The sequence below is a fragment of the Alkalimonas sp. NCh-2 genome (assembly GCF_039631345.1).
GTDB classification, from domain to species: domain Bacteria; phylum Pseudomonadota; class Gammaproteobacteria; order Enterobacterales; family Alteromonadaceae; genus Alkalimonas; species Alkalimonas mucilaginosa.
Genome location: NZ_JBDIUV010000003.1, coordinates 226442 through 242862, shown reverse-complemented (window position 1 = coordinate 242862; position 16421 = coordinate 226442). Strand labels below are relative to the sequence as shown.

Annotated in this window: 16 protein-coding genes and 1 riboswitch; of the genes, 3 read left to right on the top strand and 13 right to left on the bottom strand. The window is 53.9% G+C overall.

Annotated elements, in window-relative coordinates:
- Positions 1-62: 62 nt before the first annotated feature.
- The 6 genes from ABC502_RS10245 to upp form a co-directional block, all read right to left on the bottom strand.
- Positions 63-563 (bottom strand): hypothetical protein, encoded by a 501-nt coding sequence (locus ABC502_RS10245; RefSeq protein ID WP_330088904.1) that lies wholly within the window; start codon positions 561-563, stop codon positions 63-65.
- Between the two features lie 159 nt (positions 564-722).
- Complete coding sequence (locus ABC502_RS10240) at positions 723-1850, bottom strand: ABC transporter permease (protein ID WP_345915835.1); 1128 nt, start codon at positions 1848-1850, stop codon at positions 723-725.
- Positions 1850-3019, bottom strand: a complete 1170-nt coding sequence (locus ABC502_RS10235) for an ABC transporter permease (protein WP_345915834.1) — start codon at positions 3017-3019, stop codon at positions 1850-1852. Before ABC502_RS10235 ends, ABC502_RS10240 begins: the two co-directional genes overlap by 1 nt.
- Positions 3019-3990, bottom strand: a complete 972-nt coding sequence (locus tag ABC502_RS10230) for a biotin/lipoyl-binding protein (RefSeq protein WP_330088901.1) — start codon at positions 3988-3990, stop codon at positions 3019-3021. The genes ABC502_RS10235 and ABC502_RS10230 overlap by 1 nt, the downstream gene beginning before the upstream one ends.
- A 9-nt stretch (positions 3991-3999) precedes the next feature.
- A complete protein-coding gene (locus tag ABC502_RS10225) occupies positions 4000-5346 on the bottom strand; it encodes a TolC family protein (protein ID WP_345915833.1) in 1347 nt (448 codons plus the stop codon).
- A gap of 80 nt (positions 5347-5426) precedes the next feature.
- Positions 5427-6053 (bottom strand): uracil phosphoribosyltransferase, encoded by a 627-nt coding sequence (gene upp / locus ABC502_RS10220; protein WP_330088899.1) that lies wholly within the window; start codon positions 6051-6053, stop codon positions 5427-5429.
- A 127-nt stretch (positions 6054-6180) separates the two neighbouring features.
- Here upp and ABC502_RS10215 point away from each other — a divergent pair, with 127 nt between their 5' ends.
- Positions 6181-6615 (top strand): DUF2059 domain-containing protein, encoded by a 435-nt coding sequence (locus ABC502_RS10215; protein WP_330088898.1) that lies wholly within the window; start codon positions 6181-6183, stop codon positions 6613-6615.
- 53 nt (positions 6616-6668) lie between these two features.
- On the opposite strand, the gene thiH is transcribed toward ABC502_RS10215, so the two are convergent.
- From thiH to sbcB, 6 genes are all read right to left on the bottom strand, one after another.
- Positions 6669-7787 carry a 2-iminoacetate synthase ThiH gene (gene thiH / locus ABC502_RS10210; RefSeq protein ID WP_345915832.1) on the bottom strand — a complete coding sequence of 373 codons (1119 nt, stop codon included), beginning with the start codon at positions 7785-7787 and terminating at the stop codon, positions 6669-6671.
- Positions 7784-8551 (bottom strand): thiazole synthase, encoded by a 768-nt coding sequence (locus tag ABC502_RS10205; protein WP_330088896.1) that lies wholly within the window; start codon positions 8549-8551, stop codon positions 7784-7786. The genes thiH and ABC502_RS10205 overlap by 4 nt, the downstream gene beginning before the upstream one ends.
- Position 8552: 1 nt before the next feature.
- A complete protein-coding gene (gene thiS / locus ABC502_RS10200) occupies positions 8553-8753 on the bottom strand; it encodes a sulfur carrier protein ThiS (RefSeq protein ID WP_345915831.1) in 201 nt (66 codons plus the stop codon).
- Positions 8737-10269, bottom strand: a complete 1533-nt coding sequence (gene thiE, locus ABC502_RS10195; RefSeq protein ID WP_345915830.1) for a thiamine phosphate synthase — start codon at positions 10267-10269, stop codon at positions 8737-8739. The genes thiS and thiE overlap by 17 nt, the downstream gene beginning before the upstream one ends.
- Positions 10256-12076, bottom strand: a complete 1821-nt coding sequence (thiC, locus tag ABC502_RS10190) for a phosphomethylpyrimidine synthase ThiC (RefSeq protein ID WP_345915829.1) — start codon at positions 12074-12076, stop codon at positions 10256-10258. Before thiC ends, thiE begins: the two co-directional genes overlap by 14 nt.
- 127 nt (positions 12077-12203) lie before the next feature.
- Positions 12204-12324: riboswitch (TPP riboswitch) on the bottom strand.
- A 44-nt stretch (positions 12325-12368) separates the two neighbouring features.
- Positions 12369-13790 carry an exodeoxyribonuclease I gene (gene sbcB / locus ABC502_RS10185; protein WP_345915828.1) on the bottom strand — a complete coding sequence of 474 codons (1422 nt, stop codon included), beginning with the start codon at positions 13788-13790 and terminating at the stop codon, positions 12369-12371.
- A gap of 235 nt (positions 13791-14025) precedes the next feature.
- On the opposite strand from sbcB, the gene ABC502_RS10180 reads away from it, so the two are divergent.
- Complete coding sequence (locus ABC502_RS10180) at positions 14026-15195, top strand: GNAT family N-acetyltransferase (protein ID WP_345915827.1); 1170 nt, start codon at positions 14026-14028, stop codon at positions 15193-15195.
- On the opposite strand, the gene ABC502_RS10175 is transcribed toward ABC502_RS10180, so the two are convergent.
- On the bottom strand, positions 15192-15788 hold the full coding sequence (locus tag ABC502_RS10175) for a DUF938 domain-containing protein (RefSeq protein ID WP_345915826.1): 597 nt from the start codon (positions 15786-15788) through the stop codon (positions 15192-15194). The two genes, ABC502_RS10180 and ABC502_RS10175, sit on opposite strands and share 4 nt — an antisense overlap.
- 126 nt (positions 15789-15914) lie before the next feature.
- Here ABC502_RS10175 and ABC502_RS10170 point away from each other — a divergent pair, with 126 nt between their 5' ends.
- Positions 15915-16418, top strand: a complete 504-nt coding sequence (locus ABC502_RS10170) for a TspO/MBR family protein (RefSeq protein ID WP_345915825.1) — start codon at positions 15915-15917, stop codon at positions 16416-16418.
- The last annotated feature ends 3 nt before the right edge of the window (positions 16419-16421 follow it).

The following is a 16421-nucleotide window of genomic DNA, read 5'->3' as shown; positions in this document are numbered from 1 at the left end:
GTCCCTGTTTCAACGAAGATGGCCGCAAGATGCCAGCTTTTTCCCGTTATCGCAAGTCAGGATCAGACTTTTTCCTCATTGACAGCTTTTTCTGCCAGTCGTTTTGCCGCAACTTCAAACAGCCGGCGTTGTTCTTGCTCCAGAGCTTCCAGTTTTGACCGATCGGCATCGGTGAGTTCCTCTTTGGCCAGGATCTCATCAATTTTTTCTTGCAGCTCTTCGTATTTTTCGCGGTCAAACCCAACTTTGGCATCTGTCATGGCCTGCATCATCTGGCTTAGATAGTCTACCCGCTCCGTCACTTGTTCTGGCACTCTGCCATCAGGTCGGTAGGTCAGGCTTAATCCCTCGGAGCCTGGTGCAGCTTGTCCCAGAGTGACCCGATCTGGCTCAGGAATGGGGGTAGGGCGCACATCTGGCACAGGTTGAGGTTGGATCTCATTTTTGCTGTCTTGTACGGGCTGTTTTACGGGCAAAGGATACAAATCGGCTTTGTTGTCTTCGCGCAGACGTTGTCGTAGTGCCTGGTATTCACTGCCACTGGTTTGGGGAATAATCAGCATATCAGCTGCTCCATGGGTTGGTACTGCCTGGTGAAAGATGACTGCTTGTGAAGTGAGCACGATGCAAAGGCTGCGCCAGGCTGATGCAATGTTCAGACAGCCTGGCGCCTTGTTGTGCCTGGCTGTGGTGATACAGCAAACAGGCAAAGGCTTGCCGTTTCAGGGCAATTGCTTGCCTGTCGGACGGTACAGCCAGAGTCCAACTGCAATCATGCCGAGTGTCAGACCGCTAAGAGCCACCAACTCTTGTTGAATATCGACCAGGCTGGCGCCCAGTTGATTGATACCTACAAACCCATGAATGCCGGCTGTGGAGGGGAGCAACCAGCGCAGATAGTAGAGCGCTGTTGGCAGGGATTCGGCCGGCCAACTGTACCCCGAGATAAACAGCATGGGTACGGCACTAATCAGCAGCAACTGCAAGCCACGTTCACGGCTTTGAAACAAGCGGCCAAGCAGCAGGGCAAAAGCAGCTATGCACAGCGAGAATAGCAGACAAAATAGCAGCAGATGCACTAAGGGACCAAGCTGAGCATAGTGTTGCAGCCGAAGGGCAACCAGGAAAAAATACAGTGAGTTGAGCAGTCCGATACAGCTAAAGGTAAGCAGCATACCACTGTAGGCGCGCCAACCGCTTGGCAGTTGCTTCAGCTCGGCTTGCCTGCCCAGCAGCAAGGTTACGCCGATTAACAGTGTCTGCTGGATCACCAGCACCATCACTGCCGGCACTATGGCATGGCCATAGCCATCCTTGGGGTTGTACAAAGAGCGGCTGTGCAACTGCAGGGGTTGCAGACTGTCGATGGCTTGTATCGGACTAAACCCCAGACTTTGTAGCTTGTGCATACTAACCGCTGCACCCATTGTCAGGGCTGCTTCATTGGCATTCATCAAGGCTTTGCTGCCAGCCAGCAGGTAGCCGCCATGGCTGGCAATCTGCACCTGTGCAGCACGCCCTGCCAGGATATCCTGATGAAAGCCACTTGGGATAATAATCAGAGCCATCACATCGCCTTGCCATAACGCGGCTTGAATGGCGGATGTTTCGCTGCTGATTTGACGTATTTCCAGATTTGGTGATGCCAGCAACAGGCGTCGCAGGTTTCTGGAAGACGCACTGTGATCCTGGTCAATCAAAATAGTAGGTACTGATTCCACTTGTTCGAAGTGGTAAGGCAGTGGGTAGAAAAAGGAATAAATTAAGCCTGCGACAAACAACAGTAAAATGGCGCCCTTATCTTTAAAGATCAATCGCCAGGTGTGCAGGCTGTGTTGCCAGATAGTCATTAACGTGCCCCCCAGCTTTCGGCTTTAAAGCCCGAGCGTTTCAATAGCAGATAACCTGAAATACTGCCCAGCAGCAGCATCGACAGCAGTACCAGCCAGGGGGTGCTGGCCGCTTGCCATGGCGCGCCAGCCAGCCATTGCTGATTGTATAACTTCAGCCAGTGGGTCAGTGGCAAAATACTAGCCCAGTACTGAGCCAGCTCCGGCATGGCTACCAGAGGGAAGGCCTGACCGGAGTAGGCAAAAGCAGGCGCGCTGTAAAAACCGGCCAGACTGAGAGCCATGCGAAAGTTTCGGGTCAGAGCAACCAGCAGCAACGCGATGGCCATGGCAGCTGCAATCATTAACACAAAACTAGACCAGATATTTACAGCGGAGCCGGCATAGCTGGCAGGAGCCAGCAACTGAAACAAGAGTACGTAGCCAGCGCCGTACAATATAAGTAAAGCAAAGTAGGGAACCAGTTTGCTTACCAACGCCAGTAACACTGAGCCACCGGCACTATCCAGCCAGGCTTTGGCTGTGCCGTCTCTTAGCTCCCGCCCTATGGCAGAAACGGTGACTACCATTGCCAGGATCTGAAACAGGGCCGGAATTAAAGTAGCTGCCAGAAATACCTCATAACTTGGCCCCTCGTTGTATAAAGGGGTGGCGAGCACCTGCACCGGCAGTACAGTGGCCAGACTGGCCTCGGGGTAAAGACCCTGTCGCTGCAGCCTGTCGCTGTGAATACCGACACCGACAGTCATAATGGCTTGCTGAATGCCACGTTGCAGTGTTGATGCATAGGTGGTGTATTGGCTGTTTAGCTGCAACACCAGTTCGGCAGGCTGTCCCTGATAGATACTATCTTGCAGGCCTTTGGGTAAAATCAACAGGCCATAGATCTGGCGTTGACGCAGGGCATCCACGGCCACTTTACTGTCAGTGGCATCCAGGGTGACCGCTACTCCGGGGGCAGCATCAACCAACCTGATCAGTTGCCGTGACAAAGGGCTTTGATCCTGATCCATCACAGCAACAGGCAGTTGCTCGGGCTGACCGGCAGAAAAAATCCACCAGATAAAGATGCAAAGCAAAGGCATTAGCCAAAGGGCTAAAAAGCGATCACCACGATCATCGTGCAGGTGCTTGAGTTCGCGGCTCAGGCTAAGCCGAAAAGCCGACATCAGTCCTCCAGCGCCAGTATCACGGTCATACCGGCCCGTAACTTAGGCTCATGCTGCACGGGCCTTGCTTCCAGTTGGAAGGTTTTCAAGTCGTAACCCGGGGTACCCCGGACTTGCTTCCAATTCGCAAAAGATGGCAGGGCACTTAGCTTGCTGACGCGAAAGCGCAGGCTATGGTTCAATGCGGGTACCCAGGCATCAAACTCGGTGCCTGGGACCAGTGCATTGAGCTTATCTTCCCGGATGGTAAAGACCACCCAGCTATCGGTTGGGTCAATTAACGTAATCACCGGATACCCGGTAGGTGCCAGCTCGCCGGGCTGAATGACTATGCTGGCAATTTCACCGGCCAGAGGAGCGAGCATGCGGGTTTCCTGCCGGTAAGCTTCTACTTCAGCTACGGCTGCAGCAGCACGACGGTTCTGTGCCTGTACTGCCCGCAGTTGCTCCTGGCGTGCGCCGGAAGCTGCCATGGTGTAACGTGCCTCCGCTGCGCTGGCCTGATCGGTACTGGCTTGCCACTTTGCCTGTACTTCATCCAGTTGTTGTTGTGACACCAGGCCTTCGGCATGCAAATTACGCATCCTGTTCAACGTCGTTTGGTACAGGTTTTGCTGCACCAGCGCCCGCTGCCAGTCCAGCCGGGCCATCTCTATTTCTTCACTACGAAGGCCGGCTTCAGCTTCATCCTGCAGTGCTTTGGTCGCCGCTTCGGCGGCTTCAGCCTGAGCCAGTTTGGCATTTAGCTCGGGACTATCCAGTTCAAACAACAATTGGCCCGGCTGAACCATATCGCCTTCTTTGACATGCATTCGACTGACACGGCCTGGGATCTTGCTGGCTATACGGATCTCCCGCACTTCGACATCACCATGCAAGAACTCGGGTTGTGGGCTTGGCCAAAGCCACCAGAAGAGCACCAGCACCAAAAGAACAGCGAAGAGAGGTAGAATAATTTTTTTACTTTGCATGTTGAACCCTTAAATGGATGCGCAGGACTGCTGTTGCAATAAAGCAGGCAGCCAGTTGGCTAATAATTCCGGGCGGCCTGTTAGCTGAGTGAGTTGCGCCAGGGCGCTGCTGTATTGAAAAGCAGCCTGCAGTGCCTCTACTTCAGCAGCCGCTTGCTTTAAACGGGCATCGGTCACATCCAGTGACGTTGCCATGCCTTCTTCAAAAGCATGGCGTTGCAAACGGGCATGTTCGCGTGCCAGTTCCAGATCCTGCTGTAACAACTCAAATTGCTCCAGATGCTGCAGCACGGTACGGTAGCTGCTTTCCACCGCCAACTGCATATCGGCGTCGGCCTGATCCCGGCTGTGATCCAGCTGTTGTTGCCGGCTAAGTACGGCATCTACACTGGCCTGGCGATTCACCGGGGTAGTAAAGTGATAACGCATGCCAAGACCAATGCTCCAGTCAGGCTCGGTCAAGGGGGTGGCGGCTCGGTTTAAATCATAGCTGCCTACCAGGAACACCTCGGGCAGCTTTTTGCCTTGCTCTATGCGTAGTTGCTGCTTTACCTGACGATCTTTCGCCTGCAACTGCGAAAAAACCGGGTTATTGCGCCTGGCCTCGGCAACAAACCAGTCGATAGATTCGGTTAATGCGACTGGCTGGGGCAGTGGGGTACTTAAGCAACTGAGTGCATCCAGTTGCAGTAAATTTTGCAAGGCAGCCTGAACATCAATGAGCTGCCGTCTGGCTTGGACAGCGCTTCGGCGGGCTTCTGCCTGAGCTACTTCGGCCTGCATCCGGTTGAGCTGGGTGATCAGGCCCTCTTGTTCGAAGCGCCTAGCTTTATGAACATGGGCATCCAGAGTCTGCAGAGCTTGCTCCCGAACCTGCACCACCTGTTGCATCATCTGGCTGGAAAAGTACAGATCAAATAATCGTTTTAGCAACTGCAGTTGCAGCAAACGTTGTTCCGCTTCGGCTTCGGTAACCCTGGCGGCAACTTGTTGCTGAGCCGCATTGGTTCGGCCACCGGTGTACAGAGGCCAAAGCAGATTCATCTGGCTACGAATACCACTGCGAAACACATCGAGTTCGGCTGGCTGGTTGATCACCGGAATATCGAAAGTCACTTCTTTTTCATAGGCAATACCGGCAATGGTGATGCTCAGCTGTGGCAGGTTCAGGCTGTTCAGTGCTCGCTGCTGGGCTTGCCAGGCATCGACATCAGCTTGCTGCGCCAGCAAAGTTCGGTTCGATGCCAGTCGCTGCTCAGCATCAGGCAGGCTGAGCGTTGTTGCCCGTAATGTGCTGTCTGGCATCAGGAAAAGCAGCATGGCTGTCAGGCCTGCCAATGAAGAACGGAAGTGCATAGAAATCCTCGTTAGAGTAAATGCTCTACTTTATTCTAAGCAAGTTCACCTGTGGCTGCAACTTATTGCCACGGTGAGCCTTATTTGGTACCAAATAATTTGTCGCCGGCATCGCCAAGCCCCGGCAAAATGTAGCCATGCTCGTTAAGTTTTTCATCGACGGCTGCGGTGTAAAGCTCGATATCCGGATGTGCCTTCGATAAGGCACTGATGCCTTCCGGCGCTGCCACCAGCACCAGAGCTTTGATATGCTTGCAGCCTTGTTGTTTTAACAGATCAACGGTTGCAATCATTGAGCCACCGGTGGCCAGCATTGGATCCACTACGATGGCCAAACGGTGCTCCATATCCGGTGCCAGCTTTTGGAAATAAGGAACAGGTTGCAGGCTGTGCTCATCCCGGTAAATACCAACCACACTAATGCGGGCGCTGGGTAAGTGCTCCAGTACACCGTCCATCATCCCTAAACCTGCCCGTAAAATAGGCACTACAGTGACTTTCTTGCCTTGAATTTGCCGGATTGGAATGGTGCCGCACCAGCCTTCAATACTACAGTCTTCCAGTGGTAAATCGGTGGTGGCTTCGTAAGTAAGTAAACTGCCAACTTCTCTGGCAAGTTCGCGAAAGGCTTTGGTGCTGATATCGGCTGAACGCAATAAGCCCATTTTATGCTGCACCAGCGGGTGTTTAACTTCCGTTAGCTTCATTTGTTATCCTTGTTAAAACACAGTTTTAAGCATAGCACATCGAAAGCCTGGCTTTGATGCCCCAGCAATTGCAACCACTCTGAGTTTAAGTTATTTTGAGCTGTCTTTGAATAAAAGGAAAAAAACGATGTTAAAGAAATCAATTCTGCTGGCGGCGATGTTGTGCTGTTTTCCATTAAAAGCGGATCCGGCCTATGAATTGCTGGATGTGATGGGAGGCCAGGAGCAAGTGCTTCAGATGCAGCAACAACTGGTGCAAATGATGGCAGGGTCAAACCCAGTGCTGGCACAGTACGAGCCGGTATTGCTGGAATGGAGCCGGACCTACATGAGCTGGGACGAAATGAAAGTGCCGATGGCCGCGCTTTATAAAAAGCATTTCAGTGAAGCGGAGTTAAAAGAACTGGTTCAGTTCTACAAGTCCCCGGTAGGTGCCAAAAGTGTTGAGCTAATGCCGCAGCTGTTTTCCGAAGGTGCGCAAATCGGCATGGCGTTGGCAGAAAAGTATCAGCCGCAATTACTGCAGATGTTGGAAGCTGCAGGATTGGATATCGGCAATTAGTTTCTTAAGTCATCGGGGCGCTTGATTGCGCCCCGACTTCAAACTGGCAGTTGTTATCTTCCTAAATAAGGTTCCCAGTCTTTAAGCACCGGAGCCATCCCCAGTTGTTGCAGATGCTGCCGGTATAAAGCCGGACTACGGCTATCGTCGATGCTAAATTGTTCCAGTGCTTCAGGATCCACTGCATACCCACCGGGGCGGGTGCTGGAGCCGGCACTGCTGCTGGTAATGGCAATGGGTACCAGCTGATCGCGCAGCTCAGCCCGTTCACGGGTGGATAAGCTGATCTCAAGACTGGGAGACAGCAGGCGGAAGGCACAGACTAGTTGCACCAAATGCTTGTCGCTCAGTGGATAGGGGACTTCGATACCACCGCTGCAAGGCCGGATCCTCGGTACCGACAGTGAATAACGGCTTTGCCAGTACTGTTGTTGCAAATACAACAAGTGCATGGCCAAAAAGCTGGCATCGGTGCGCCAGTCTGCCAGGCCAAATAATACGCCTAAACCGATTTTATCAATACCGGCTTTGCCCAGCCGATCCGGGCAACCGAGCCGCCAGCTCATATCGGACTTTTGGCCTTTTAAGTGGTAACGCTGATAGGCGCTTTGTTGATAGGTTTCCTGATACACCATCACCGCATCGACACCAAGCTGACGTAACTCCAGGTAGTGGGCTTCGGATAAGGGTTGCACTTCCAGCATCAGACTACTGAAGTGACGGCGGATCAAAGGTAGCATCTGCCGGAAGTAGGACATGCCCACTTTGCGTTCATGCTCACCGGTGACTATCAGTACCTGATCGATGCCGGATTGACGCAATGCCAGGCATTCTTTTTCGATTTCTTCGGCAGTGAGTACCCGGCGTTTGACTTTCTGGCTCATGGAAAAGCCGCAGTAACTGCATTCATTGGCACAGAGGTTGGATAGATACAAAGGGGCAAACAGCTGCTGAGTTCGCCCAAAGCGCTGGCGGGTTCGTTGTTGTGCTTTGGCTGCCAGTTCAGGCAGCAGCGGCTCGGCAGCCGGCGATATCAGAGCCTGGAAGTCTTGCAGGGTAAGCCGGGTTTTACCGAGCGCTTGTTTCACCTGGGCCAGTGAATAGCTTCGGCTTTGAAGCAACTGGTGCTCCCAGCTTTGCTGCTGCCACAGTTCATAGAACCCCTGGGTCATAGCGTCTCCAAAAAGTGGGTCAGTGGGCTGGAAGCATGCGCCTGCGAAGAGGTAGCTGCCAAACCGCTGCGCCGGGCATGAACTCCGGCCTGGCATGCCAGCCGGAAGCCTGTTGCCATAGCAACAGGATCGGCCGCACTGGCAATGGCAGTATTGACCAGCACAGCACTGGCACCCAGCTCCAACGCCTGACAGGCATGGGAGGGAGCCCCAAGGCCTGCATCAATAATGACCGGTACCGTCGCCTGCTCTATAATGATCTCCAGCATTGCCAGGGTCTGTAGGCCCTGATTGGAGCCTATCGGTGCACCCAACGGCATTACGGCAGCACAGCCAGCTTCTTCCAGTCGTTTGCACAGTACCGGATCGGCCGGGCAATAAGGCAGTACCACAAAACCACGTTTTACCAGCTCGTGCGCAGCCTGCAGGGTTTCAATAGGATCCGGCAGCAAATAGCGCGGATCCGGATGGATCTCGAGTTTCAGCCAGTGGGTGCCAAGCGCCTCGCGGGCCAGCTCTGCGGCAAAGATGGCTTCGCTGGCTGTTTTAGCACCGGAAGTATTGGGCAGCAGCCGAACGCCCAGCTGTTGCAAGGGCGTCAGGATATCGTCGCTTTGGTGTTGTAAATCCAACCGCTTCATTGCCAGGGTCACCAGCTCAGTGCCTGATGCTGTGACTGCAGCCATTAATTGTGCCGCACTGGCAAACTTGCCAGTACCAAGCAGCAGAGGGCTTTCTAACTGAACGCCTGCCAGATTGAGCATTTTAACCTCCGGTGACGATTTGAAAAGCCGCGACCTGATCGTCCGGCTGTAAAGTAGTGCGAGCCCACTCCCGTTTACTGATCACGGTCTGATTAATGGCCAGTGCCAGCCCATTCGGGTTAAGTTGCAGCTGCTCAACCAGCTGTTGCAAAGTACAGGGTTCAGCAAGTTGCTGTGGTTGTTGATTAAGGGTGATACGCATAGTGCTGCTCCCATAGCTTATTAAAAAAGCGCAAGCGTTGAGCTGGTTGCGTCGCTTTGGTAATAGCACTGACCATGGCAATACCATGCACTTTGCTGGCGCAGGTTTGTGCAAAGCTGTGCTGATCGATGCCGCCAATCGCCACCGTCGGGGTACCGGCACAGAGCGGTACTGACAGAGCCAACCTTTTGAGCCCTTGGGGCTGCGATGGCATCTGCTTGGTTTGGGTGGGGAACACATGGCCCAATGCAACATAGGAAGGGCGTAATTGCAGGGCTCTGGCCAGTTCAAAGGGGCCGTGGCTGGAAATACCCAACCGAAGGCCAGCTTGCTGGATCGCCGTTAAATCGGCCAGAGCCAAATCTTCCTGGCCTAAATGCACGCCGTAAGCGCCAAGTTCAATGGCCAATTGCCAGTGGTCATTGATAAAAAGCCGTACCTGATATCTGCGGCATAGCATCACGGCTTCGGCAATCTGAGCATGCAAATCAGCAGGGCTGCCTTGTTTCAGCCGTAATTGAATGCAGCCAGGTTGCTCCGGTAACAGTTGCTGCAGCAGGGCGATGGAGTCGACCACCGGGTAGACGCCCAGCGGCTCACTGATGCCGGCAAAAGGTGCTGTTGGTGTTTTTGGCCAGTTGGCACTGCTAATTCGTGGCAGATACTGCCGACTTGTTGGCCAGCCCGGATGCGCCAGAGAGCCAGGGCCTGCCCCTGTTGCATAGCCCTGCTCCAGTGCCGCCTGCAGGTAGGCCCGAGCCAACACCAGTGCATCTTCCAGCGGATAACCATGCGCCAGCAGGGCAGTTAGGGCACTGGACAGAGTGCAACCGGTGCCATGTTGATGCGGCGTCTGCAACCGTTCACAGGCAAGAGCAACCAGCTTGTCTTGCTGATAAAGCAGGTCTGTGACATCCCGGATCTGGCTGATATGGCCACCTTTTACCAGTACAGCTGAAGCGCCAAGCGCCTGCAGCAATGCCACCTGCTGATCAATAGCCTGCGTTGGTCGGCCACTGAGTAAGCCAAGCTCCGGCAGGTTGGGGGTGAGCACATCAATGTGAGGCAGCAAGGCACGCCAGGCATCCAGCAGCGCTTCACTGTGCCAGTGTTGGCCACTGCTGCTGCCAAGTACAGGATCGGCCACCACCAGTGCCTGATGTTGCTGTTTGTACTGCTGCAGCCAGTCGGCCAGCTGCCAAATCATTTCAGCTGTTGGCAGCAAACCTATTTTAATCGCTCGCGCTGGTAAGTCACTTTTCAAGGCGTCCAACTGAGCTTGGAACAGCTTATTTGAAACAGGCTCCAGCGCCTGCACACCAAGCGAGTTCTGCGCTGTGATGGCGGTGATTGCGGTGCAGGCATGACAGCCAAGGTCCTGCAAGGTCAGCACATCGGCCTGAATACCTGCGCCCCCCCCGGAGTCTGAAGCAGCAATGCTCCAGACCAGGGGTTTCGCCGGCTGCAGTGCTGCTACCGGCAGAGGACTGGCTAACGAAGTATTAGCTGCTTGCATCGGCCAACTCCGTGGTGCTGCTTTGACTTGCGGACTCTTCTGCGATTTGTTGATTCAGTCGCATTGAGCAGAACTTAGGACCGCACATTGAGCAAAATTCTTCGCTGTCCGCTCCTTCGTGCCCCAGTGTTTCATCGTGGTAGGCTTTGGCCGTGAAGGGATCCAGTGCCAGGTTGTATTGATCGACCCAGCGAAATTCGTAACGGGCCTTGGATAGGGCATTATCCCGCAGTTGCGCCGCCGGGTGACCCTTGGCCAAGTCAGCGGCATGGGCAGCAATGGTGTAGGCAATTAAGCCTTGCTTGACGTCTTCTTTGTTCGGCAAGCCCAGGTGTTCTTTGGGGGTGACATAACAGAGCATGGCGCAGCCATACCAGCCAATCATCGCAGCACCGATGCCGGAGGTGATGTGATCGTAGCCCGGGGCTATGTCGGTGGTCAGCGGTCCTAAGGTGTAAAAAGGGGCTTCATGGCAGTGCTTAAGCTGCTCGGTCATGTTTTCTTCAATCAGCTGCATCGGCACATGGCCCGGGCCTTCAATCATTACCTGCACATCGTAGCGCCAGGCGATTTTTGTCAGCTCACCCAGGGTGCGAAGCTCGGCAAACTGGGCTTCGTCGTTGGCATCGGCAATGCTGCCAGGGCGTAGGCCATCGCCAAGTGATAACGAAATATCGTAGGCCGCGCACAGCTGGCAGATCTCTTCGAAGTGCTCGTACAAAAAGCTTTGCCGGTTAAAGATGCGGCACCACTGCGCCATGATGGCGCCACCGCGCGAGACGATGCCTGTCACCCGGTTGGCGGTTAGCCCAACGTACTCCTGCAGAACACCGGCATGAATGGTGAAGTAATCCACCCCTTGTTCGGCTTGCTCCAGCAGGGTGTCTTTAAACACCTGCCAGCTTAGTTGACTGACATCGCCTTTGACTTTTTCCAACGCCTGATAAATCGGCACTGTGCCAATGGGCACCGGGCTGTTGCGCAAAATCCAGTCGCGGGTTTGGTGAATGCGTCGGCCGGTGGAGAGATCCATCACGGTATCGGCGCCCCAGCGGGTGGCCCAGACCAGTTTTTCCACTTCCTCTTCAATGCTGGAGGTGACCGAGGAGTTGCCGATGTTGGCGTTGACTTTCACTTTGAAGTTGCGGCCAATGATCATCGGCTCGGCTTCCGGATGGTTGATATTGGCCGGAATAATAGCTCGACCAGCAGCTACTTCTTCCCGGACAAATTCGGCGGTAATCACCTTGGGCGTGCGGGCGCCAAAACTGTTGCCGCTGTGCCGGCGCATGCCATCATCCTGCGCTTGTTCTGAGCGGCCCATGTTCTCGCGCAAGGCAATAAACTCCATCTCCGGCGTGATAATACCGGCTCTGGCGTAGTGCAGTTGGGTCACTGTTTTACCGGCTTTAGCGCGCAGTGGCTGGTGCGAAAATTCGGTGTGCCATTCATCCAGCGCGATTTCCTGGTAAGGTGGCAGCGGGGAGGCTTCCACATCTGCACGCGCTGTGATCCACGCCAGCCTTAGCTTTGGCAGGCCCTTTAGCACATCGAGTTTTTGTTCCGGATCGCCATAAGGACCGGAACTGTCGTACACATTCAGTGGCGGGTTATCGCTTAAACTGCCGTCTTTGTGTTTGGTCGGATGCAATTGGATAGAACGGACCGGCACCTGGATATCCGGGCGCTCGCCTTGTAAATACCGCCGTACTGAGTTGGGAAAGGTTTCGCCCTGCAGCTGACGAATATAAGCCTGGGCGCGGGCGCGTTGTTCGCGTTTGGATACTGGGGTTGAATTCTCTGACATAGCAAGCTCCTGGGTTCCGATATCGGTTGAGGTTGCTTGTCTGGAGTGGGTGAACAAAGGTGGGGCAGCAGGCTGAGATACAGCCAGATACACCAGGCGCTGCAGCAGGGATCCCAACAAGCAGGATGGTGCAGTGCATCTTGTTCCCTTCGCAGGTATTAGCCTGAATCAGGTTCCACGGATCTCGCATCAGCGATCTCAGCTCCTTTGGTTGTAATACAACCAGTGGAGCACTCCGACAAGTTGGCTTCAGTATACGGACTTCATAATCGAAAGCAAGAGCCGCTCGTGCTCAGAGCTGCTCGGCATAATGGTACAGCGCTTTCAGGATACGCATTGCCCGCTCATCGTGTTGATGTTGCTGCGCCGCCAGCTCCAGTTGCTGATGAAAAGCCTCCAGTGTCAGTGGCGGATCATCCAGCCCATCGGTTAAGCGATCCACGCAATACTGTTGCCATTTGAGCATGTCCTGTTCATTCAAACTAGCGGGGTAGTTACGTGCCCGGTAGCGAAACAGCAGTTGATTCAAACGTTCGTCACTAAAAACTGGCGTCTGCACTTCCAACTGCTGCGGGCTGAGCTGGTGCAACGCCATCATTTTTTGCTTATCGCCATCGGCCAAAAATCCCTGATAGAGCTGATAATCCGGGTTGGTTTCTACTGGGAATGCTTCGGCTTGGGCAAACACCTGCTGTGCTTGTTGCTGCACCTCCGGGTTGGCCAGCAACCAATTTAAATGTGCCCGGCATTTGCTGCGATCAATACCCAGAGCATCGGCCCGCTGTTCCGATAAGGTTTTCGCCGGTGCCAGCACCGGGCATTTGTTCAGGTGAATTAGTTTCAGGCCCAGCCGCTCTTCGCCTTCGGCTAAATCAGCGCTTTTGGTATAAAGCTTCTCGCGCAATTGGTCGATATCAAGCGCCAGTAAAGGCGTTGGGTCGGCCTGCAGGTTCCAGACAATCAGTGCATTCTTGTTGGTTGGATGAAACGCCAATGGCACCACCCAACTGACACAGCCCTGACTGGCCGGGAATTTACCGGACACATGCACCAAAGGGGTTTGATTGGCCAGATTGATGTATTTGCTAAGGGCCTGTTTTTTTCGGTGCTCAAACAAGAACTGAAACAAACGCGGCTGTTTGTCACGCACAAGTTTTGCCAGCGCTATGGTGGCATAGACGTCGGACAGCGCATCGTGCGCCTGTTCATGGGCCAGCTGATTGGCTTTGGCCAAGTCTTCCAGTTTAAAGCTGGGCGTACCGTCGTCTTTTAACGGCCACTCAATACCCTCCGGGCGGAGTGCATAACAGGCCCGCACCACATCCAGCAAATCCCAGCGGCTGTTGCCCTGTTGCCACTCACGGCCATAAGGCTCATAAAAATTGCGGTACAGACTGTGACGGGTCACTTCATCATCAAAGCGAATGCTGTTGTAACCAAGCACGCAGCTATCCGGCTCACTGAAACGTTCCAGGATTTTACCGATAAACTCGGTTTCCGGCAGTCCGCGTTGTTGGCACAGCTGCGGGGTCAGGCCGGTGATCAGGGCTGCTTGTGGGTGCGGCAGGTAGTCGGGAGCCAACTGGCAATACCAGACATCCGGTTTGCCAACAATAGTGAGCTCGTCATCGGTGCGAATACCGGCAAACTGGGCCGGGCGGTCACGTTTGGGATCGGCACCCCAGGTTTCAAAATCGTAGAAATAAAAAGACATAAGCAATCATGGCTCTTGGCTGGCAGCTTTGGGCTGGCGATTTTTTTCTGCTGCTAGTGTAACAGCATGACAGACCGATAGACAAAAGCGGATGCAAAGCCAGACCTGTTTTTTGCTGCTTGACCGAAGCGCCAGACTGCGCCAGTATGGCAAAAATACTGCGCATTAAAGTTACGCATAACCTACTCGGGCTGGTCGTTACGCCAGCTGTGGCAGGCTTTGCAGAGGATAGCCAATGACCGCCAGTAGACGGATTGAATGGATCGACTCCTTGCAATCGGTATCAGCCGATAGCTGGAATGCTTTGTTTTCAACGGATTACCCCTTTACCCGGTATGATTTTTTGCAGGCGCTGGAAAGTGGCGGCAGTGTTGGGCCAGGTACTGGCTGGCAGGCCAGTCATCTGACCATCTGGCAAGGTGAGCAATTAGTTGCAGCCGTGCCGGCCTATCTGAAGCAACACTCCTATGGCGAATACCTGTTTGACTGGGCCATTGTTGAAGCCTATCAGCGCTATGGCCTGGATTTTTTCCCCAAGCTGGTGCTGGCCATTCCTTTTACCCCGGCCGAAGGGCCGCGTTTTGGTGTGTTAGCGGGTGAAGATGAGGCCGAGCTGATGACGCTGATGCTGGATGCCTTGCAGCAGCGCATGAAAAAACAGCGCCTGAGCAGCATTCAGTGTTTGTACCCCAATGAAGCGCAGCGCGAGCACCTAACGGCTGCCGGCTACTGGCCACGGCAGGATGTGCAGTTTGAATGGCGTAATTATGGTTACGCGTTTTTTGATGATTTTCTGGCAAGTTTAAGCTCACGCAAGCGCAAACAAATTCGTAAGGAGCGTCAGCGGGTGCAAGACGCCGGTGTTGCTCTTAGTGTGGTGCATGGCTGCGATGCCGATGCGGCGCTCTGGCAGCAATTGTATCACTTTTATCAACGCACCTACTTAAAGCGCTCTGGCCATGCCGGTTATCTGACCGAAGCTACCTTTCACGAATGGGGCCAGCAACTGGCCGATAGCATCGTGATTTTTGCCGCCTACCAGCAGCAGCAACTGATAGCCGCTTCCTTGTGTTTCCGCTCAGCGGACACCCTGTATGGCCGTTACTGGGGCTGTGAAGCCGAATGGGATTTTCTGCACTTTGAAGCCTGCTATTATGCCGGCATTGCCTATTGCATCGAGCAGGGTTTACAGCGCTTTGATGCTGGTGCTCAGGGTGAACACAAGCTGCAACGCGGCTTTGAGCCGGTTACGCGTTATGGTTGCTATCACTTTCGGGATAGCCCGCTAAAAGATGCGATAGGCCGCTATTTTGAAGGCGAAGAGGATATGCTGGCACTTTATCAACGCCAGGCGCAGGCGCGTTTACCATTTCGCCAGCCGGCACACTCAGAGCCTTTGTCTTAACGCTGAAAGTGCAGCAAGCGGTTATTGGCCGGCATCGCATGATCTGCTTGCAACACAAAACCGGCCTGAGCGGCCAATGCAAGCACGGCTTCCTGATCACGAATGCCCATGACAGGGTCGCGTAGTCGCAGGCTTTGATCAAAGGCCTGATTGCTGGCACTGGTAAATTGGCCCTGGTAATTAAAGGGGCCATAAATGCAGAGGCTGGCAGCTGGCAGGCAGAACTCATCCAGCCGGGCAAACAACCGCTGCACCACAGCCCAGCTCATAATGTGCAGCGTATTGGCACTAAAGATCGCATCCACTTTGGCATAAGGCCAGCTGTTTTCCCGAATATCCAGTGCAACTGCCGAAGGCAGATTAGGACGTTTCACCTGCTGCAAGCGCCGATTCAGATCCGGTAAATAGGCCGGTTGATCGCTGCACTGCCAATGCAAGTGCGGCAGCTCATGGGCAAAGTATTCGGCGTGTTGCCCGGTACCACTGCCAATCTCCAACACCTGCTGGCGATGGGCAAAGGCATGGCGCAGGATCTGTAGAATAGGCCCCTTGTTGTTTTCACAGGCCTGTGAAAAGGGTAAAGCTGTTTGCATAACGCACTCGCTATCGATTACCAGAGTCATAGCATAACGGAAAGCTGCAGTACGATGAAGTGATCGAACTGCGATTCTGAGCGTAACGCTATGATGAAACAATAACTTAAATACCATGGTGTGGTGATGGTCCGACAATCTCCTTACACAAAGTTACAGCAATGCAGTGGCTTGCTGGCTATCCTGCTGATTACTTTTTTGGCCGCAGCGCTGGGAAGCCTGGGCTCTATCAATGCGCCAGCGTTTTACCTGCAACTGGAGCTGCCGAGCTGGGCACCACCCGGCTGGTTATTTGGTCCTGTCTGGACGGTGCTGTACACCCTGATGGCGCTGGCTGCCTGGCTGGTTTGGCGCAGTGACCGTATCGCCATCACGGGTAGAGCATTGCAGTTGTATGGTATTCAGCTGGTGCTGAATGCGCTCTGGAGCTGGCTGTTTTTTGCCTGGTACCTGGGAGCAGCAGCACTGGCTGAGATTGTATTGCTTTGGCTGGCGATCCTGCTCACTCTGCTATGGTTTAAACGGCACAGCAATCTGGCGGCTCTGCTTTTGGTACCCTATTTGTGTTGGGTAAGTTTTGCAACGGTACTTACCTGGAGCATCTGGCAATTCAACCCGACTGTGCTGTAACGA